The following is an 18,957-nucleotide window of genomic DNA, read 5'->3' on the forward strand; positions in this document are numbered from 1 at the left end:
AATGAGAGACGTGGCTTTTTCGACGGATAGAGCGCCTTCCAGGGCATGGGGCGAGTTTGTCAAGAGCGTATCTGATGATGCGTATCATTTTATTGGATGCGAGGAGTTCTGCACCCATTTTAGAGCTGATTCTGCCGAATGGGATGAATTTTCCGCTTGCTGGGACGGGCTTACCCAGGATCTCTATATGAATGATCAGGGGCTTTATCGGTACCGTCGCTATGGTGAATTCTTGTTTTTGATATCTGAGAGGCAGTTGGTGCAACTGCCGCATGGACCGTATCACCAGCCGGAATATATTAATAATCTGAATGGTGGTGTGATGCGCAATTTTGATCCGCTGGATCATGTATTCGTCAAGAACGGTTTCTTTAAGGGGCTTATGGAGGACTTGTCATTGATGTTCGGCGCGGTGGAGGGAGGAGTCGAAAAATGGAACATTAAGTTGCATCCGTATCGTATCCGTGCCGCGGTTGGCATGCAGGGCAGGCCTACGCCAGAGGGTGTGCATCGCGACGGAGTAGACTACATCGCTGTTCTCATGATTCGCCGTAAGAATATCATCGGGGGGGAAACGTGCGTTACTACCAATGATGGGGTCCCGCTTCGGGCTCTGACCCTCGCAAGACCAAAGGATATGCTTGTATTCGATGATAGAAGGGTCATGCATGGCGTTTCTCCAATCGAATGTGTCGCCGATTCATGCGATGCATATCGTGATGTGCTAGTCGTCGCGTTTACTCGATGCTGAGCGACTGATGGCAAAAAGGATATCTGAGGATAGGCGAAGAATCTGGGTCACCGATGTATTGCTGCTTGCGGTAGCCGTAGTTTGGGGGACAAGTTACGGCACTGCAAAGGAAGCTCTGAACTACTACCCGGTCCTCGGTTTTCTAGCGGTGCGTTTTCTACTGACCTTCCTCGTTCTGTCGCCAATCCTTTTGAGGTTGCCAAGGGTTGATCTACTAAAGCTCGTCCGTGTTGGCGGTCCAACCGGGGCGATTCTGCTATCCGTATTTTTATGCGAAACGTTCGGGGTGTATTTGACTACGGCATCCAATGCCGCTCTCTTGATCAGCCTTTGCGTCATCTTTACGCCATTCGTCGAGTGGCTGCTGCTCGGCTGTCGACCTAGGAGGCGTGTCTTCCTAGCCGCACTGGTATCGCTCGGCGGTACGTGGATGTTGACTGGCGGTGCTAACGTTGCAGTGTTGAATGCTGGAGACCTGCTTATCATCGGTGCCGCCGTTCTGCGTGCGTGCATGGTCACCGTGACGCGGCGTATGACCGAAGGGCTTACTGTTTCTAGTCTAAGCCTTACTGCGATGCAGGCTGGCGTCGTGGGTGTGGGGAGTTTGCTCGTAGCCCTATCAGTCTTGCCGCTGCAGGCGATTGCGTTACCCGACTCCGCGACGTTTTGGGCTTGTACCGTGTACTTAGTGCTGTTTTGTACGGTCTTCGCTTTCTTTGCGCAGAACTATGCCGTCAGACGGTCAAGTCCGACCCGTGTAGCGGTACTGATGGGGAGCGAGCCGCTGTTCGGTGCGCTGTTTGCCGTCATGTTCGTAGGGGAGCAACTTTCCGCGCTAGCTTGGTTTGGTGGTGGCCTGATATGTGCAGCGACCTTGTGGGTAGCGTTAGCGCCACACGGTGTCGATGATAATAAAGCTCCTGCGGACGTGCGTCCTATGGTGGCAGGGCAACGCTTGGCGGTAGAGAGCACGGACAGTAGTCTGAAAGGCCGATAGGGGCGAGGCTCTATTCGGCCAGCTTGCCGAGGGCTTCCACCACTTCCGGCGGCGCCTGCACCAGTTCCACCAGCACGCCTTCGCCGCCGATGGGGAATTCCTCGTTGCCCTTGGGGTGCAGGAAAGTAATGTCGTAGCCCGCGGCGCCGCGGCGGATGCCGCCGGGGGCGAAGCGCACGCCCTGGGCAGTGAGCCATTCCACCGCCGTGGGCAGGTCGTCCACCCACAGGCCGATGTGGTTGAGCGGGGTGGCGTGGACCGCCGGCTTCTTTTCCGGGTCCAGGGGCTGCATCAGGTCCACTTCCACCTTGAACGGACCCTTGCCCATGGCGCAGATGTCCTCGTCCACGTTCTCGCGCTCGGAGACGAAGTTGCCGGTGACGTCCAGGCCCAGCATGTCCACCCAGAAGGTCTTGAGCTTGTCCTTGCTGGGACCGCCGATGGCGATCTGCTGGACGCCGAGGATCTTGAAGGGACGCTGGGACATGGTGCGGGGCTCCTGGAAGTCGGTTTGGATTAATAATCCATAATTATAGGCGGGACGGAAAGGATTTCGGTAGAGGCGGGCAGCCCCTCACTCCCAGGCAACCTGGGCGGAGAACAGGTAGCCCGCGCCGTACACGGTCTTGATCAGCCTCGGGTTCTGCGGGTCGTCGTCGAGCTTGCGGCGCAGCCGCGAGATGCGCACGTCTATGCTGCGGTCGAAGGGGTCCACGTCCCGTTCGCCCAGCAGTTGCTCGCGGCTGAGGATCTTGTTGGGCCGGCGCAGCAGCGTGAGCAGCAGCGCGGCTTCCGCCGAGGAGAGGCCGATTTCGCCGCCGCCGGGGGCGATCAGCGCATGGCGGCCCTTGTCGAAGGCCCAGCCGGCGAAGCGGGCGAGGTTGGGCTCGCTGGGCACGGCGTCGGCCGGAGCGCCGCGCTGGTAGCGGCGCAGGATGGAGCGCACGCGGGCGACCAGTTCCCGCGGCTCGAAGGGCTTGACGATGTAGTCGTCCGCGCCCAGTTCCAGGCCGAGCACGCGGTCGGTGACGTCGTTGCGCCCGGTCAGGATCAGCACCGCGCACGGGCTGCCTTCCTGCAGCGCGCGCACCACCTGCATGCCGTCCATGTCCGGCAGGCCCAGATCCACGATGCACAGGTCGGGCACGGCCTGGCGGGCGCGGGCCAGCAGTTGCTGGCCGGTGGCCACGTGCTCGCAGCGGAAGCCGTATTCGGACAGGCTCGCGCAGATCAGGCGGGCGATCTCGGCCTCATCCTCCAGCACGAAGATGGTCGACGGGCTTGCCTCGGGTCGGGTCGCGCTCATGTTGGGCCGGGCTCCTGGGGCGGGTTGAGGTTCTGCAGCACGGCGGCCAGCGCCGCCTGGTCGAAGGGTTTGCGCAGTACCGGGACGTCGGTGGCGCCGCTCGCGGCCTCGTCGCCGGCGCTGGCGTAGCCGGTAATCAGCAGGATGGGCAGGTCGGGCCGCAGGGCACGTGCCCGCGTGGCCAGTTCGCGGCCGCCGACGCCGCCGGGCATCACCGTGTCGCTGACCAGCAGCGCGATGTCCTCGACGTTTTCCAACAGCCTCGCCGCCTCGACGCCGTTTTCCGCCTCGATCACCGGATGGCCGAGGGCGGTGAGTTGCATGCGAATCACCTTGCGCACCTCCGGTTCGTCCTCCACCAGCAGTACCGGCCCGCTGCGCAGGCGCGGCGCAGGCGGCGGCGCGGATTCCGCCACGGGCGTGCCGGCCGGCTGCGCCGTCGGCAGCACGAAGCGCACGTTGGTGCCCTTGCCGGGGGTGCTGAGGATGCGGATGTTGCCGCCCGACTGGCGCACGAAGCCGTACACCATGGACAGCCCCAGGCCGCTGCCGCTGCCGAAGGGTTTGGTGGTGAAGAAGGGTTCGAACAGCCGCGGCACCAGCGCCGGGTCGATGCCGCCGCCGCTGTCGGTGACGTCGATCTGCACGTAGTGGCCGGGTGGCACTTCGACCAGGCGGGCGATGTTGGCGTCGATCTCCCGGTCGGACACCGCGATCGTCAGCTCGCCGCCGTCCGGCATGGCGTCGCGCGCGTTGAGCGCGAGGTTGAGCAGGGCGTTCTCCAACTGGTGCGGATCGACCAGCGCGTGCAGCGGTTCGCCAGGCAGGCGCAGGCGCACCTTGATCGTTTCCGACAGCGAGCGCACCAGCAGGTGCGACATGTTGTGCACCAGGGCGCCGACCTCCACCGGGCAGGGCTCCAGCGTCTGGCGGCGCGAGAAGGTGAGCAGGCGCTTGATCAGCTCGGCGCCGCGCTTCGAGGCCTGCAGCGCCGGGTTCACATATTCCGAGCCGGGCCCGCCGCCGAGCTGGGTCTGCAGCGCCGACAGGTTGCCGATGATGATGGTGAGCAGGTTGTTGAAGTCATGGGCCAGCCCGCCGGTGAGCTGGCCCACCGCCTCCATCTTCTGCGCCTGCACCAGTGCGGCCTGGCTGGCCTTTTGTTCGGTGATGTCGATGGACAGCACGAAATAACCTTTGAAGCCGCCTTCCAGCGACACGTCCGGCACCACCGTGCTGCGGGCGTAGACGGTGCGCCCTTCGGCGTTCCTGCGGGCGTATTCGTAGGTCACGCGCTCGCCCTGTTCGGCTTCGGTCAGATGGGGCCGGATCTGCCCGTAGGCTTCGGGGCCGAAGACGTCGGCGATGGATTTGTCGACGATGCCGCCCTTGGTCTCGCCGAACCATTCCGCATAGGCCCGGTTGGCGAAGCGGTAGCGCTGGCCAGCGTCGATGTGAGCGATCATGGCCGGAATGGCGTCCAGGATCAGGCGCAGGCGCTCCTCGTTGAGGCGCAGCGCGCCGGCGATCTGGTCGATTTCCCGGTTGGCCCGTTCCAGTTCGGCGGTGCGTTCGCGCACCCGCGCTTCGAGTTGCGCGTTCTGCTCCTGGATCACCGCCTCGGCGCGGCGCTGCTCGGTGATGTCCGTCCACAACGAGACGAAGCCGAGGTTGGGGATGGGCACGCCGCGCACCGCCAGCACCCGGCCGTTGGGGCGCGCGCGCTCGAAGTAGTGGGGCTGGAAGGCGCGCACGGCGGCCATGCGCTCGGCCACCAGCATGTCGATGTCGCCGTCGCCGTATTCGCCGCGCTCGGCATTGAAGCGCAGCAGCACTTCGAACGGCAGGCCGTGGTAGAGCAGGCTTTCGGGAAACTCCAGCAGGCGCACCAGCGCCTTGTTCCAGGTGACGAGCTTGGGGGTGGCGTCGAACACGGCCACCGCCTGGTCGAGCAGATCCAGCCCCGCCAGCAGCAGGTCATAGCGCCGGCGCTGTTCGGGGGGCAGGGCGGTGAGGGGCTCGGGCGGGGCGGCCGTGGGCTTGGCCATCTTGTTGCGGGTCTCCGTGTGCCTGTCGTTGTCGTTCGTGCAGTCCGTCAGGGTTGCACAACTCGTTTGTCCGGGCACGCTGCGACGCGGCACGGCGGCGCTGCATCGTCGCCAGAATCGGCGCCTGCGTCAACGTGACAGCACACGGGCGGCGCCTAATGGCGCGGGCCAGGCAGGCGATTGCGGTACTGCTCGGGGGAGAGGCCAGTCCAGCCCACGAAGGCGCGGTAGAACGCGGATGGGTCGGCGTAGCCCAGGTCGGCGGCCAGCTCGCCGACCGGTTGCGCGGTCTTGGTCAGGCGGGCGATGGCGATGTCGCGCCGCATGGCCTCCTTGATGGCGCGGAAGCCGGAGCCTTCCTCTTCCAGCCGGCGTGCCAGCGTGCGCTCGGACAGGTGCAGGCGGGCGGCGACTTCCTGCACCGACAGGTTCTCCGGTAGCGCGGCGCGCAGGGCGTCGCGCACCCGCGTGACCATCTCCCGGTCGCGCCGGTAGAGCATGGTGATACGGCCCGGCGCGCCGTCCAGGAAGCGTTCCAGCGCGGCCTCGTCGCGCCGCAGGGGCAGGTCGAGCAGGTTAGCCTGCAGGCGGGCGGCCAGTTCGTCCGTGCCGAAGCGGGAATGGGCCGTGTAGACCAGCGTGTAGTCGTCGGCGTGGGCGGGGCGCGGGTAGGGGAAGTCCACCGCGTCCAGCGCCAGCCCGCGGCCCGCGAACCAGCACGCCACGCCGTGCAGCAGGCGCAGCAGCCATTCGAAGGCGAACACCCGGCCGGGGTCGTCGGGCCGGGCGGAGAGGGAGTGCGTCTCGCGCAGGGTCAGGGTGGCGACCAGGTCGCCGCGCTCGATGTGGAGGGCTAGGTCGGGCAGGGCCAGGCGCAGGAAGCGCGCGGCGCGGCCCAGGGCCTCGCCCAGCGTGGGCGCGCCCAGCATGCTGCGGCACAGGAACTCGAAGAAGCCGGGCGCCACCGGGCGCTCGAACAGGCCGAAGCCCTCGTCGTCCAGGGCGGCGGTGACGCGGTTGTACAGCTCGGCGTAGCGCTCCACCGGAATGCGGATGGCGGAGTCTGCAAGGTCGACGCCGGCCGCGCGCAGCAGCGGGGCCGGATCGTGCTCCTGGCGCAACACGCCGGCGAGCATGCCGGTGACGAAACCCATGGAGACCGAGGCGCGGGTACGCCCGCCGGAACGCGGGGCAAGCGCGCTGCGGGAGCCTGTGAGGTGGGGCATGACGGCGGCCTCCGCCGGTAAAAACATTTGGCAGATTTTGCACGATAGGCGGCGCCAACGGCAATGGCAATCGTCTGGTGCCGCCTCTAACATTCAGGCACAACCCAGCGGAGCGGAAGGAGACACCAAATGACCGACCTGAGCGTGGCCAAGAAGCTGGTCCCATACAAGCCCAAGAACAAGGTGCGTTTCGTCACCGCGGCGTCGCTGTTCGATGGCCACGACGCCTCCATCAACATCATGCGCCGCATCCTGCAGGCGACCGGCGCCGAGGTCATCCACCTGGGCCACAACCGCTCGGTGGGGGAGATCGTCAACGCGGCGCTGCAGGAGGACGTGCAGGGCATCGCCATCACCAGCTACCAGGGCGGCCACGTCGAGTTCTTCAAGTACATGATCGACCTGCTCAAGGCCAACGGCGGCGAGAACATCAAGGTCTTCGGCGGCGGCGGCGGGGTCATCGTGCCGTCCGAGATCAGGGAACTGCACGATTACGGCGTGACCCGCATCTACGCACCCGAGGACGGCGCGACCCTGGGCCTGCAGGGCATGATCAACGATGTGGTGGAGAGGTCGGATTTCGACCTGTCCGGCGCCGCGCCTAAATCCGCGGCCGAAATCCTCAAGCAGCTCGCCGCCGGCAACCGCCGCGCGCTGGCGCACGTGATCACCGCGCTGGAAAACGGCGCCTGTGGCGACGACGTGAAGCAGGCGCTGAAGGATGCCGCCGCCAAGGTCAGGACGCCGACCCTGGGCATCACCGGCACCGGCGGCGCCGGCAAGAGCTCGCTGACCGACGAACTGGTGCGCCGCTTCCGGCTCGATCAGGAAGACAAACTCAAGCTCGCCATCGTCTCCATCGACCCCTCGCGCAAACGCACCGGCGGCGCGCTGCTGGGCGACCGCATCCGCATGAACGCGATCGAGCACGACAACATCTTCATGCGCTCGCTCGCCACCCGCGACACCGGCTCGGAAGTATCGGCCGCGCTGCCCGAGGTCGTCGCCGCCTGCAAGCTGGCGGGCTTCGACCTGGTGATTGTCGAGACCTCCGGCATCGGCCAGGGCGATGCGGCCATCGTGCCCTTCGTGGACCTCTCGCTCTACGTGATGACGCCCGAATTCGGTGCCGCCAGCCAGCTCGAGAAGATCGACATGCTGGACTTCGCCGATTTCATCGCCATCAACAAATTCGACCGCAAGGGCGCGGATGACGCGCTGCGCGACGTGCGCAAGCAATACCAGCGCAACCGCGAACTGTTCAACCAGCCGGCCGACGACATGCCGGTGTTCGGCACCCAGGCCAGCCGCTTCAACGACGACGGCGTCACCGCGCTGTACCAGGCCATCTTCCCGAAGCTACTGGAAAAGGGCCTCAAGGCCAAGTCAGGGAAGCTGCCCAGGGTCACGGTGAAGGCATCGAGCAAGGGCCGCGCCATCGTCCCGGCCGAGCGCATCCGCTATCTGGCCGAGATCGCCGACACCGTGCGCGACTACCACAAGCACGTGCAGCAGCAGGCCCGTATCGCCCGCGAACGCCAGTCGCTGAAGACCGCCAAGGCGCTGTTCGAGCAGTGCGGCAAGGACATCGGTTCGTTCGACGAGATGATCTCGTGGAAGGACGGTGAACTCACCCCCGCGGCGAAGAAGCTGCTGGAACAATGGCCCACCGAAAAGGCGCTCTACGCCGCCGACGAATACGTGGTGAAGATCCGCGACAAGGAGATCCGCACCAAGCTGACGAGTGAATCCCTGTCCGGCACGAAGATCCGCAAGGTGTCCCTGCCCGGCTTCGACGACGAGGGTGAGACGCTCAAATTCCTGATGAAGGAAAACGTCCCCGGCTCCTTCCCCTACACGGCCGGCGTGTTCGCCTTCAAGCGCGAGGGCGAGGACCCGACGCGGATGTTCGCCGGCGAAGGCGACGCCTTCCGCACCAACCGCCGCTTCAAGAAGGTCTCCGAGGGCATGCCGGCGCATCGCCTCAGCACCGCCTTCGACTCGGTCACGCTCTACGGCTGCGACCCCGACCTGCGCCCGGACATCTACGGCAAGATCGGCAACTCCGGCGTCAGCATCGCCACGCTGGACGACATGAAGGTGCTCTACGACGGCTTCGACCTGTGCTGCCCGACCACCTCGGTCTCCATGACCATCAACGGCCCGGCGCCCATCATCCTGGCCTTCTTCTTCAACACCGCGCTGGACCAGCAGCTCGCCAAGTTCAAGGCCGACAACGGCCGCGAGCCCACCGAGGACGAATACGCCAAGATCAGGGCCTGGACGCTGTCGTCCGTGCGCGGCACGGTGCAGGCCGACATCCTCAAGGAAGACCAGGGCCAGAACACCTGCATCTTCAGCACCGAGTTCGCGCTGAAGATGATGGGCGACATCCAGGAATACTTCGTGCACCACAAGGTGCAGAACTTCTACTCGGTGTCGATCTCCGGCTACCACATCGCCGAAGCCGGCGCCAACCCGATCAGCCAGCTCGCCTTCACGCTCGCCAACGGCTTCACCTACGTGGAAAGCTACCTCGCGCGCGGCATGCACATCGACGACTTCGCGCCCAACCTTAGCTTCTTCTTCTCCAACGGCATGGACCCGGAATACACGGTGATCGGCCGCGTCGCGCGCCGCATCTGGGCGGTGGCGATGAAGAACAAGTACGGCGCCAACGAGCGCAGCCAGAAGCTGAAGTACCACGTGCAGACTTCGGGCCGCTCGCTGCACGTGCAGGAAATGGACTTCAACGACATCCGTACCACGCTGCAGGCGCTGATCGCCATCTACGACAACTGCAACAGCCTGCACACCAACGCCTACGACGAGGCCATCACCACGCCGACCGAGGAGAGCGTGCGGCGGGCGATGGCGATCCAGCTCATCATCAACCGCGAGTGGGGCTTGGCGAAGAACGAGAACCCCAACCAGGGCAGCTTCATCGTCGAAGAACTCACCGACCTCGTGGAAGAAGCCGTGCTCAAGGAGTTCGAAGCCATCGCCAGCCGCGGCGGCGTGCTCGGCGCCATGGAAACCGGCTACCAGCGCGGCAAAATCCAGGAGGAATCGCTGTACTACGAGCACAAGAAGCACGACGGCTCCTACCCCATCATCGGCGTGAACACCTTTCTCAACCCCAAGGGCCAGGCGCAGCAGGAGATCGAACTGGCGCGCTCCACCGAAGAGGAAAAGCAGAGCCAGCTCAAGCGTCTGAAGGACTTCCACGCCCGCAACGCCAAGGAATCGCCCAAGTGGCAGGCCAAGCTGCAGCAGACCGTGATCGACAACGGCAACGTGTTCGAGGTGCTGGTGGACGCGGTGCGCTACTGCTCCCTGGGGCAGATCACCGGGGCGCTGTACCAGGTGGGGGGGCAGTACCGGCGCAGCATGTGAGACGTGCGCCGCCGGCAGGCGGCGCCCTGTCAGGTTTCCACCACCTTCACTTCGGGCGCGATGCCGGCCTCACGCGCCGCCTTGCAGAAATTCCGGTCGAATGTGTGCATGAGTGCCGTGCCGCAGGCGGCCAAGTGCATCGCGTCGGCAAAGTCGGCGCCCTCGGCATACCAGTCGAGGGCGTTGCGCACCTCTTCCGCGGCTTCGACGACGGTGTCGTCGGCTTCCAGCAGGGCGCCAAAGAACGCCAGCAATTCGGACGGCGTCTTGCGGTAACGGGCGCGCAGCACCCATTCGGTTTCGAGCAGCACCGTGCGGGACAGAAAGATGGTGTTGCCGGCGATCAGTTCGCGCACGGCGGCCACCTGCTCGGGATGGTCGGCCACCAAGGCGCGCACCAGCATGTTGGTGTCCAGCGCAATCAACGGGCCTGTCCTTTCACCATGTCCTCGTCGGCACCGTACTCCACCGGCTGGCAGAGCGCTTCGGTGGATAGCGGCGGTCCGTCGTGCTTGAGCGAGCCGATCAGGTCCGCGAAGCGGCGGCCGGTCTTCTTCGGAATGGCTTTCAGGGTGACGCCGGAGGCGCTCGAAACCAGCGTGAGCTGGGTCCCGGCCTCCCAGTGCAGTGCTTCCCGAATCTCCTTGGGAATCACGATCTGGCCCTTGCTGGACAGGGTGGTGGTAGCGGTGGGCATGGGATGTCCCAGGTTGGTAAGAATAAAAGTAAGACAGATTGTCGGCCCGGCTTCAGCGCTTGGCAAGACGGTTCGTCGTCGCCGAGTGCCGGGTCAGGGCTGATCGCGCGGCACGCCCTCGTCCGCCACCGCGATCCCTGCCGCCAGCCCGCCGGCCCCGAGGGCGCCGCCGCCCGCGCCCCCGCCGCCTCCTCCACCGCCCCGGCCTTCACCCCGGCCGCCGCCTTCCCCCTCGCCGCGCCCGGCGCGCTGGCTGCGGCCGGGGCCGGAGGGGGGCAGCGCGAGGCGGGGCGGGATGGGCTCCAGCCCCAGTTGGGCGCGCAGGTCTGCACGTAGCGATTCGACCAGCGGCTGGTAGTCCACCGCCTCGTCGCGTTTCAACGCGGTAGCGGCGCGGGCGGCCAGTTCCACCTGATCCAGCGAGCCGAACAGCACGATGTCCGCCAGGGTTTCCTCGATCTGCGCGCCGTGCTCTGCCGCGGCCGGCGTGAACGAGCCGGCCAGCGAACGGTAGGCGGCCACCAGGGACTTCAGGCGTTCGGTTTCCTGGCGGTTCTCGCGCTGGCGGCGTTGCTGCACGCGCTGCATGACGACGATGCGGATGGTCAGCAGCACCACCGCGAGGACCAGTGAGGCGATCAGTGTCAGCGGCAGGGTGCCGAGGTCGGTCAGGCGCATGGCGGTCGGGGGAAGGGGCTCATGGGATCGCGGAGCCGCGCACGGCGCCGATTGTGCGCCGAATGGGCGGAGGGTGAAAGGCCGGGGCCGCCCCCCTTCGATGCCGATACGCGACCCGGGGCGGGGGTCGCCGGGACCGCCTTCATCCGCGGCTCAGGCGGACGTCAGCACCGGCGCGGGACGCGGCGTCCGCCGCGGTGCGCTGCGCGGGCCGACCGGTTCCACGGCCGCCGGCAGGTTGGCGGCGATCAGTTCACCGAGCCAGCGCACGGTGTCCGCGCGCGGATAGCGGCGGCGCCACACCAGACCGATGGTGCGGTAGGCGTCGGGCGCGTCGAAGGCGCGCAACTGCACCAGGTCGTCGCCCACCGAACCCACGCCCGGCAGGGCGGCGAGCGCGGGCAGCAGCGTACAGCCCGCGCCGGCGGCCACCATCTGGCGCAGCGTCTCCAGGCTGGTGGCCTTCAGTTCGTCGCGTTCCTGCACCGAGGCCGGGCCGCAGATCGCCAGCGCCTGGTCGCGCAGGCAGTGGCCTTCCTCCAACAGCAGCAGGTTCTCGCCGGCGAGTTCGGCGGCGCCGATCTGCCGCCGGGCGGCCAGGCGGTGGCCCTTGGGCAGGGCGACGAGAAAGGCTTCGTGGAACAGTTCCCGCGTTTCGACCTCGGCGCCGTGCACCGGCAGGGCGAGCAGCAGCGCGTCCAGGCGGTACTGGCTCATCCGTTCGAGCAACTTGGCGGTGAGGTCTTCGCGCAGATACAGGCGCAGGTCGGGGAAGTGCTGGCGGATGGCCGGCAGCAGGTGGGGGATCAGGTAGGGGCCCAGGGTGGGGATCACCCCCAGGCGCAGCGGGCCGTCGAGGGGGTCGTGGCCCTGGCGGGCCAGTTCGCGGATCTGGCTGACGACGTCCAGCGCCGCCCGCGCCCGCTCGATGATCTTCTCGCCGATGGGCGTCGGCACCAGGTGGTGCCTGTTGCGCTCGAACACGGTCACGCCCAGATAGTCCTCGAGCTTCTTCAACTGGGTGCTCAAGGTCGGCTGGCCCACGTGACAGGCCTCGGCTGCGCGGGCGAAATGCCCTTCGTCGGCGAGCGCAACGATGTACCGCAATTCCTGCAGCGTCATGTTGGGGTTCTCTGTACCGGGGATCTTCTTCGCCCCCGTGCATGGAGTCTAGTCAACCGCGCCGCCCAGACAAGGACCGCGTTCGATCGCGCCGTCCATCAATGAAGGTCATCTACACAATGAATTTGCGCCTGCTGCGGGGTTTGCTTGAATCCGGACAAAGAAAGTCCGCATGGCGCCGGTGAGGCGCGCAACGGTGTGGGCGCAAGGAGAGAGACATGGGCAAGCCGGTCATGGCCGCGCTTGCGCTTGGGGTGCTGGCGCTTGCGTCGGCGAGCCCCGGCGTATCGGCCTACGAGGTCATCAGCGTCGGTAGCGGCGGCGCGATCGAAGGCAAGGTGCGCTTCCTGGGCAACGTCCCGGTCAGGAAGATCATCCCCACCAAGGACCGCGAGGTGTGCGGCGGCACGCGCGACGAGCCGCAGGTGCGCGTCGGCGCGGACCATGCCGTGCAGGACGCGGTGGTCTATCTGAAGGAGGTCGCCCGCGGCAAGGCCTGGGGCGACTCGGACCGCGTGCCGGTGCTCGACCAGGAGAAATGCGTGTTCCAGCCCGCGCTGCAGGTGATCCGGCCGGGGACGCTGGACGTGCGCAATTCCGACCCGGTGCTGCACAACACGCACGGCTTCTACGGGCGGCGCACCGCCTTCAATCTCGCCCTGCCGGACAAGGACGCGCAGATCCGCGTGGACCTGCCGCGCGCCGGCCTGGTGCGTATCGAATGCGACGCCCACGGCTGGATGCTGGCCCACGTGTACGTGGCCGACAGCCCCTACTACGCGCTCACCGGCGAGGACGGCAGTTTCAGGATCGCCGAGATCCCCCCGGGCGACTACGTGCTGGTGGCCACCCAGACCCATACCGGGCCGACCGAGACGCCGGTCAGCGTGAAGGCCGGTGAGACGCTCCAGTTGTCGATCGAACTGGGCAAGTGAAGGGGCGAGCGCGCGGAGCCGCAGCGGGAGGCGGCCCCGGCGCGCGGAAAGGAGGGCCAAGAGATGAGCGAACAACAAGGACGATGGCGTAAACCCGCCAGCCTGCCACTGGTGGCCGAGGGCCGGCCAGATGCCGGCACCTGTATCACGCGGCGCACCTTCCTGCACAAGTCCCTGCTGTACGGCGCCGCCGGGGCGGCGAGCTACGGCCTGTTCCCGCTGCTCAATACCATCGACCTGGCGTTCGCGCAGACCGGACAGGCCTTCCGTTTCGCCTGGGTGTCGGACACCCACCTGTATCCGCGCGACGTGAACACCCGCTTCGTCGAGAAGGCGGTGCGCGCCTTCCAGGAAGTGCAGGCCATGGACCCGCCGGCGGACTTCCTGATCTTCGGCGGCGACTTGGCGCAACTGGGCGACCCGGTGGAACTGCAACTCGGTGCCGAACTGCTGAAGGAAGTGAAGATCCGCAAGGTCTTCATCCCCGGCGAGCACGACTGGTACCTGGACATGGGGGCGACCTGGAACAAGATGTTCGGCGCCTCGCCGTGGACCTTCGACCACAAGGGCGTGCGCTTCATCGGCCTGGACACCATCAGCCGCGCGCCGGATTTCTGGACCCCGCGCAAGATGAGCGCCAAGGAGCGCATGGGCCACATGGCCACGCTGGACGGCACGCTGGGCGGCGCCTGGGCCGCGGTGGGCGAGGAGCAGTTGCGCTGGCTGGACGGCACGCTGGCGCGCTGGCCCAAGGACCGGCCGGTGGTGGTGTTCACCCACAACCCGCTGTACGAGTACTACCCGCCGTGGAACTTCTGGGTGCGCGACTGGCTGCCGGTGCAGGAGATCCTCAAGCCCTTCGCCAACGTCACCAACATCCACGGCCACACCCACCAGGTGCTCTACAACGAGATCGGCTCCATGCGTTCCATCGGCATGCTGGCGACCTCGTGGCCGTGGCCGTACGGGCCCGAGGGCGTGCCGGCGCTGACCCGGCCCATGGTGCGCGCGGACCCGGGCGACCACTTCGACGGGGTGGGCTGGGGCGAGTTGTCCGTGAGCGCCGCCGCCCGGGTGGACAACGAATACCGCATGTGGCGCAAGACGGTGTACGCCGCGGCGCCGGAGGATTCCGGCACCGACGACAACCGCAACCAGGTGCTGAGTCCGCGCATCGCCGACCGCATCTAGGAGGGACGACCATGACCAACCCGAGACGACGCTATCCCCTGATCGCGGTGGCGGTGGTGGCCCTGGCGAGCGTCGGTGCCGGCGCGCGCTGGGCGGTGGCCCACAAGGAGCCGCACACGGCCGAACAACTGGCCGCGTTCCAGGAAGTGTTCATGGAGCAGGTGAGAACCGGCGACGCCCTGTTCCACGGCGACGCGGAAACCGAGAAGAAGCTGGGCGTGAAGCTGTCCGCCACCGGCATGGCCTGTGCGATGTGCCATCCCTACACCTCGGACACCCACCCCCACGAGTTCCCGAAGTTCCAGGAGCAGATGAACGAGTTCGCCACCCTGCGCGACATGATCAACTGGTGCATCGAGAAGCCCAACGAGGGCGAGAAGATCGACCCGGACGGTCCGGCGATGAAGGCGCTGGAGGCCTACATCTACTGGTCCAACCGGCACTCCAAGCTCGATCCCGGCCGGCACTGAGCGGCCGCCGCAGCGGCCGGGGATGGGGGAGGCACGATGACAGACGGGAAGACGGCGAACGCCACCCCGGCCGCCACGCCGGCCGAACTCGACGCGCTGGTGGACCGCCCGCTGGTGCTCAAGTGGCTGTACTGGGGGCTGTTCTGGCTGATGTTCACGCCCAGCATCGGGGTGACCATCTCCACCCTGTTCAACTACCCGGACTACCTGGGCAGTTCGCAATACCTCAGCTTCGGCCGGCTGCGCCCCATGCACGTCAACGGCGTCATCTTCGGCGCCTTCTCCACGCTCTTCATCGGCCTGTGCCACTACGTGCTGCCGCGCCTGTGCGGGGTGAGGGTCTGGAAGGGCGAGTGGGGCCACTGGCTGGTGTGGCTGTGGAACCTGACGCTGGTCGCCGGCATGGCCTCCCTCGCGCTGGGCCACAACCAGGGGCTGGAGGCGGGCGAATTCCCCTTCGTCATCGACGCGCTGATCTTCGCCGTGGTGGCCGTCACCACGGTGCAGTTCCTGGTCACCATCGCCCGCCGCCGCGAACAGCAGCTCTACGTGGCGGTGTGGTACCTGATAGGCGCCTTCGTGTGGACGGTGATGAACCTGGTCCTGGGCAGCTTCATCCTGCCGTACTCCATCACCGGCATCAACAGCGCGGCCTTCCACGGCCTGTTCATCCACTACATCGTCGGCCTGTGGATCACCCCGGCCGGCTACGTGCTGATCTACTACTTCCTGCCCGCCAGCGTGAAGAACCCCATCTACAGCCACAAGCTGTCCCTGGTGGGGTTCTGGTCGCTGGCCCTGTTCTACCCCTTCGTCGGCATCCACCACTACCTCTACAGCCCCATCGCCGACTGGGCCGAGACGCTGGCCATCATCACCTCCATGCTGTTGATCGTGCCGGTATGGACCGTGCTGCAGAACTTCTTCGGCACCATGATCGGGCGCTGGCACAGCTTCGGGGGCAACCTCACCGCCAAGTTCCTCATCATGGGCTCGCTGATGTACCTGGCCGGCTGCTTCCAGGGCTCCACCGAGGCGCTGCGCTCCATCCAGGAGCCCACCCACTTCAGCGACTTCGTCATCTCCCACTCCCATCTCACCGTGTTCGGCACCTTCGTGGTGTGGGCCATCGCCGGCACCGTCTACACCATCCCCAAGCTCGCCGGGCGCGAGCTGTGGTCCTTCACGCTGGGCAACTGGTCGTTCTGGCTGATCACCTTCGGCATCAGCCTGATGGGCCTGGACCTCACCCTGGCCGGGCTGCAGCAGGGCTACATGCTGATGGCCGGCGTCGAGTGGCTCGATTCCCTGGTGGCCATCCGCCCCTACTGGCTGGTGCGCACCGTGGCCGGCATCTCCATGGACATCGGCATGTCGCTGCTGGTCTATAACCTGATGCGCACCGTGCTCGCCGCGCGCGGCGGCGCGCCCGCGGCGGCGTCCGGAGCGGTGCCGCAGGGGGCGGCACCATGAGCCGGGACGGGCGCTACGGCCTGCGTTTCTACGCCCTGGTGGCCGGCTTCGGCTTCCTGTCGCTGGCCGCCTTCGTGCAGGGCGTGCTGCCCATGCTGGAGCCCCAGTCGCGCACCGACAAGGTCACGGCGGTGGTGCGCACCGACCTGGGCGAACTGAAGTGGATGGAGTACCGCGCCAGCGCCTACAGCCCCCTCGAACAGCGCGGCCGCGCGGTGTACATCCGCGAGGGCTGCTGGTACTGCCATTCCCAGTACGTGCGCCCGGTCACCGGCGAGACCCGGCGCTGGGGGCCGGTGACCCAGGCCGGCGAGTACGCCCACGACCTGCCGCATTTGTTCTCCACCCGGCGCATCGGCCCGGACCTGTCCCGCGTGGGGCTGAAGTACAGCGACGCCTGGCACCTCGCCCACTTCTGGAACCCGCGCATGCTGTCGCCGGATTCCATCATGCCGCGCTTCACCGCGCTCTTCGAAGGGCCGCTGCGCGCGTCCATCGTCACCGACAGCCAGGGCCGGCGCACGGTGGAGCGCAGCCCTGCCACCGAGCGCCTGTTCGACTTCGACGGCGGGCGCGAACTGGTGCTCACCCCCAACGCGGAAGGGCTGCTCTACGTGCCGGAGCGTGGGCGCTACCCGGTGATCTCCACGCCCAACGACGAATACGCCGGCTACACGGTGGACCTGCTCGCGGCCAGCGCGGACCTCACCGCCCTGGTCGCCTACCTGCAGAAGCTCGGCACCAACCGCGGCAAGTGGCGCGACCGCTTCGAGCCGCAACTGATGGAGGCCGCGCAGGTGGGCATCCCGCGTTCGGAGGAATGGATCGCCCACGGCCAGACGGTGTACCAGCGCCGCTGCCAGGGCTGCCACGGCGAGAAGGGCGACGGCAACGGCCCGGCCGCCGCCTTCATGCAGACCGACCGGCCGCGGGACTTCACCCTCGGGGTGTTCAAGTTCCGCCTCACCCCGTCCGGCTCCCTGCCGGACGACGGCGACCTGCTGCGCACCATCACCCGCGGCGTGCGCGGCACGGCCATGCCCTCCTGGCACGAACTGCCCCTCAAGGACCGGCTGGCGGTGATCCAGTACATCAAGTACGAGCTGGCGGCGGACCGCAGCGACCCGGTGCGCCCCTATCTCTACTTCGTCGAGGAACCGCCCGGCGCGCCGCTCTTCATCGGCATGCCGCCGCCCCCGTCGGTGCAGCAGGTGGCGCGCGGGCATGAGGTGTGGCAGCAGGCCAAGTGCTGGGAATGCCACGGCGACGGCGGCCTGGGCGACGGCGAGAAGGCCGAGGGGCTCACCGACGACTTCGGCTTCCCCATCCCGCCGGCCAACCTCACCACCGGGCAGTTCAAGTCCGGCCCGGACGTGAAGGACATCTTCCGCACCATCACCACCGGCCTCAGCGGCACGCCCATGCCGTCCTTCGGCGACACGGTGGGCGAGGCGGAGCGCTGGGCGCTGGCCTACTACGTGCTGTCCCTGTCGGCCTTCAAGGACCCGCTCACCGGCCAGCCGCTGCAGATCTCCGCGGCCGACCGCGCCGCGCTCAACGATCCCGGCCTGCAGGCGGCGGAGTCGCGCCTGGCCTACCGCCTGCAGGGCGAAGCCGAGACCGCGCGCTACGCCGGCGAGGCCTGGGCCGTCAAGCACGGCTTCGACTTCAATGCCCTGCGCGATGCGCGCGCCGGCGGCGCGCCCGCCCGATGAAGGGGAACACCATGCTCGAACTGACCCTGATCCAGTTCCTCGTCGCCCTGTGCATGGGGCTGGGCGCGGTGTGCGTGTTCGTCTGGGCGGTGCTCTCCGGCCTGTTCAACGACGTGGAGGCGATCAAGTACAAGGCCTACCGCACGGAGGTGAGCGAGGATGAATGACACGGACAAGGACGCGGCCGGCGGCGTGCCGCACCACGAACGGACCGAGAAGTACGGCGGCGGCCACATCGAGGCGCGCCACGGCCGCATCAACCGCTGGCTGCTGGTGGTATATGCGGTGATGTTCGTCTGGGCGCTGTACTACGGCTACACCTACTGGGGCGGGCTGGGCCCCGGCCTGGACCTGAGCCAGTGAGGAGGGCGGCATGGCGGTGAGACTCCTGCTCGCGCTGGCGATCCTGAACCTGCTCTTCCTGTTCGGCGAGCTGGCGTTCAACGTGCTGGGCGTGGCCCTGCTGTAGCGCGGATGCGAGGAGAGGGCGGAATGACGACGGCCGAGAGCATTGCGTTCTGGATCTTCGTGATCATGACCGTGGGCTTCTTCGCGTGGGTGGCCTGGCTCGCGCTGAAGAAGTAGCCGGGCGGTGGCGGAGGGCGGCATGGGCGGCTACGCATCCGAGTTGTGGCTGGTCTTCCTCGCCGGCATGGCGGGCAGCATGCACTGCCTGGGCATGTGCGGCGGCTTCGCCTGCGCGCTGGGCGCGGATGGGCGCGGCGCGGGCGCCACGCTGCGCCGCCACCTCGTCTACAACCTGGGGCGGGTCACCACCTACTGCTTTCTCGGCGCGCTGGCCGGGCTGGCCGGCGGCTGGCTGGCCGGCCATGGCGGCGTGGGCGCAGGCGTGGGCCTCGCCCAGCGCGCGCTGGCGCTGCTGGCCGGGCTGCTGATGGTGGCGGCCGGGCTGCAACTGCTCGGCCTGCCCGCGCGCGTGCCGCTGCCGCCC

19 protein-coding genes are annotated in these 18,957 nt (G+C 67.0%); 11 read left to right on the plus strand and 8 right to left on the minus strand.

Features of this window, described 5'->3' with window-relative positions:
* Position 1: 1 nt before the first annotated feature.
* Positions 2-751, plus strand: a complete 750-nt coding sequence (locus E6O51_RS19790; RefSeq protein WP_136386745.1) for a 2OG-Fe dioxygenase family protein — start codon at positions 2-4, stop codon at positions 749-751.
* A 7-nt stretch (positions 752-758) separates the two neighbouring features.
* Complete coding sequence (locus E6O51_RS19795; protein ID WP_136386746.1) at positions 759-1,748, plus strand: DMT family transporter; 990 nt, start codon at positions 759-761, stop codon at positions 1,746-1,748.
* A gap of 10 nt (positions 1,749-1,758) precedes the next feature.
* Here E6O51_RS19795 and E6O51_RS19800 read toward each other — a convergent pair whose 3' ends face one another.
* The 4 genes from E6O51_RS19800 to E6O51_RS19815 form a co-directional block, all read right to left on the minus strand.
* The gene (locus E6O51_RS19800) at positions 1,759-2,235 is read right to left on the minus strand and encodes a VOC family protein (RefSeq protein ID WP_136386747.1); all 477 of its coding nucleotides are present in this window, start codon (positions 2,233-2,235) and stop codon (positions 1,759-1,761) included.
* 87 nt (positions 2,236-2,322) lie between these two features.
* Positions 2,323-3,054 carry a response regulator transcription factor gene (locus E6O51_RS19805; RefSeq protein WP_136386748.1) on the minus strand — a complete coding sequence of 244 codons (732 nt, stop codon included), beginning with the start codon at positions 3,052-3,054 and terminating at the stop codon, positions 2,323-2,325.
* Entirely contained in the window at positions 3,051-5,102 is a 2,052-nt protein-coding gene (locus E6O51_RS19810) for a PAS-domain containing protein (RefSeq protein WP_136386749.1), read from the minus strand. The genes E6O51_RS19805 and E6O51_RS19810 overlap by 4 nt, the downstream gene beginning before the upstream one ends.
* 155 nt (positions 5,103-5,257) lie before the next feature.
* Positions 5,258-6,256: an AraC family transcriptional regulator gene (locus E6O51_RS19815; protein ID WP_136386769.1), complete on the minus strand. Its 999-nt coding sequence runs from the start codon at positions 6,254-6,256 to the stop codon at positions 5,258-5,260.
* A gap of 201 nt (positions 6,257-6,457) precedes the next feature.
* Here E6O51_RS19815 and icmF point away from each other — a divergent pair, with 201 nt between their 5' ends.
* On the plus strand, positions 6,458-9,724 hold the full coding sequence (icmF, locus tag E6O51_RS19820; RefSeq protein ID WP_136386750.1) for a fused isobutyryl-CoA mutase/GTPase IcmF: 3,267 nt from the start codon (positions 6,458-6,460) through the stop codon (positions 9,722-9,724).
* Between the two features lie 29 nt (positions 9,725-9,753).
* Here icmF and E6O51_RS19825 read toward each other — a convergent pair whose 3' ends face one another.
* From E6O51_RS19825 to E6O51_RS19840, 4 genes are all read right to left on the minus strand, one after another.
* Positions 9,754-10,149, minus strand: coding sequence for a type II toxin-antitoxin system VapC family toxin (locus E6O51_RS19825; RefSeq protein ID WP_136386751.1), 396 nt, complete (start codon positions 10,147-10,149; stop codon positions 9,754-9,756).
* Positions 10,146-10,421 (minus strand): AbrB/MazE/SpoVT family DNA-binding domain-containing protein, encoded by a 276-nt coding sequence (locus tag E6O51_RS19830; protein WP_136386752.1) that lies wholly within the window; start codon positions 10,419-10,421, stop codon positions 10,146-10,148. Before E6O51_RS19830 ends, E6O51_RS19825 begins: the two co-directional genes overlap by 4 nt.
* A 93-nt stretch (positions 10,422-10,514) precedes the next feature.
* A complete protein-coding gene (locus E6O51_RS19835; RefSeq protein ID WP_136386753.1) occupies positions 10,515-11,099 on the minus strand; it encodes a preprotein translocase subunit YajC in 585 nt (194 codons plus the stop codon).
* Positions 11,100-11,252: 153 nt separating this feature from the next.
* Positions 11,253-12,221: a LysR substrate-binding domain-containing protein gene (locus tag E6O51_RS19840; RefSeq protein WP_136386754.1), complete on the minus strand. Its 969-nt coding sequence runs from the start codon at positions 12,219-12,221 to the stop codon at positions 11,253-11,255.
* Between the two features lie 218 nt (positions 12,222-12,439).
* On the opposite strand from E6O51_RS19840, the gene E6O51_RS19845 reads away from it, so the two are divergent.
* From E6O51_RS19845 to E6O51_RS19880, 8 genes are all read left to right on the plus strand, one after another.
* Positions 12,440-13,156, plus strand: a complete 717-nt coding sequence (locus E6O51_RS19845; protein ID WP_136386755.1) for a carboxypeptidase regulatory-like domain-containing protein — start codon at positions 12,440-12,442, stop codon at positions 13,154-13,156.
* Positions 13,157-13,219: 63 nt separating this feature from the next.
* Complete coding sequence (locus E6O51_RS19850; protein ID WP_136386756.1) at positions 13,220-14,347, plus strand: metallophosphoesterase family protein; 1,128 nt, start codon at positions 13,220-13,222, stop codon at positions 14,345-14,347.
* An 11-nt stretch (positions 14,348-14,358) separates the two neighbouring features.
* A complete protein-coding gene (locus tag E6O51_RS19855; RefSeq protein ID WP_136386757.1) occupies positions 14,359-14,817 on the plus strand; it encodes a c-type cytochrome in 459 nt (152 codons plus the stop codon).
* Between the two features lie 36 nt (positions 14,818-14,853).
* On the plus strand, positions 14,854-16,290 hold the full coding sequence (locus tag E6O51_RS19860; RefSeq protein ID WP_136386758.1) for a cbb3-type cytochrome c oxidase subunit I: 1,437 nt from the start codon (positions 14,854-14,856) through the stop codon (positions 16,288-16,290).
* A complete protein-coding gene (locus tag E6O51_RS19865) occupies positions 16,287-18,005 on the plus strand; it encodes a cbb3-type cytochrome c oxidase subunit II (protein WP_136386759.1) in 1,719 nt (572 codons plus the stop codon). Before E6O51_RS19860 ends, E6O51_RS19865 begins: the two co-directional genes overlap by 4 nt.
* 11 nt (positions 18,006-18,016) lie before the next feature.
* Positions 18,017-18,172, plus strand: coding sequence for a cbb3-type cytochrome oxidase assembly protein CcoS (gene ccoS / locus E6O51_RS19870; protein ID WP_136386760.1), 156 nt, complete (start codon positions 18,017-18,019; stop codon positions 18,170-18,172).
* Positions 18,165-18,368 carry a hypothetical protein gene (locus tag E6O51_RS19875; RefSeq protein WP_136386761.1) on the plus strand — a complete coding sequence of 68 codons (204 nt, stop codon included), beginning with the start codon at positions 18,165-18,167 and terminating at the stop codon, positions 18,366-18,368. The genes ccoS and E6O51_RS19875 overlap by 8 nt, the downstream gene beginning before the upstream one ends.
* A 244-nt stretch (positions 18,369-18,612) precedes the next feature.
* A partial coding sequence (locus E6O51_RS19880; RefSeq protein ID WP_136386762.1) for a sulfite exporter TauE/SafE family protein occupies positions 18,613-18,957 on the plus strand: 345 nt, incomplete at its 3' end.

Source organism: Pseudothauera rhizosphaerae, from assembly GCF_004801305.1.
Classification (GTDB): domain Bacteria; phylum Pseudomonadota; class Gammaproteobacteria; order Burkholderiales; family Rhodocyclaceae; genus Pseudothauera; species Pseudothauera rhizosphaerae.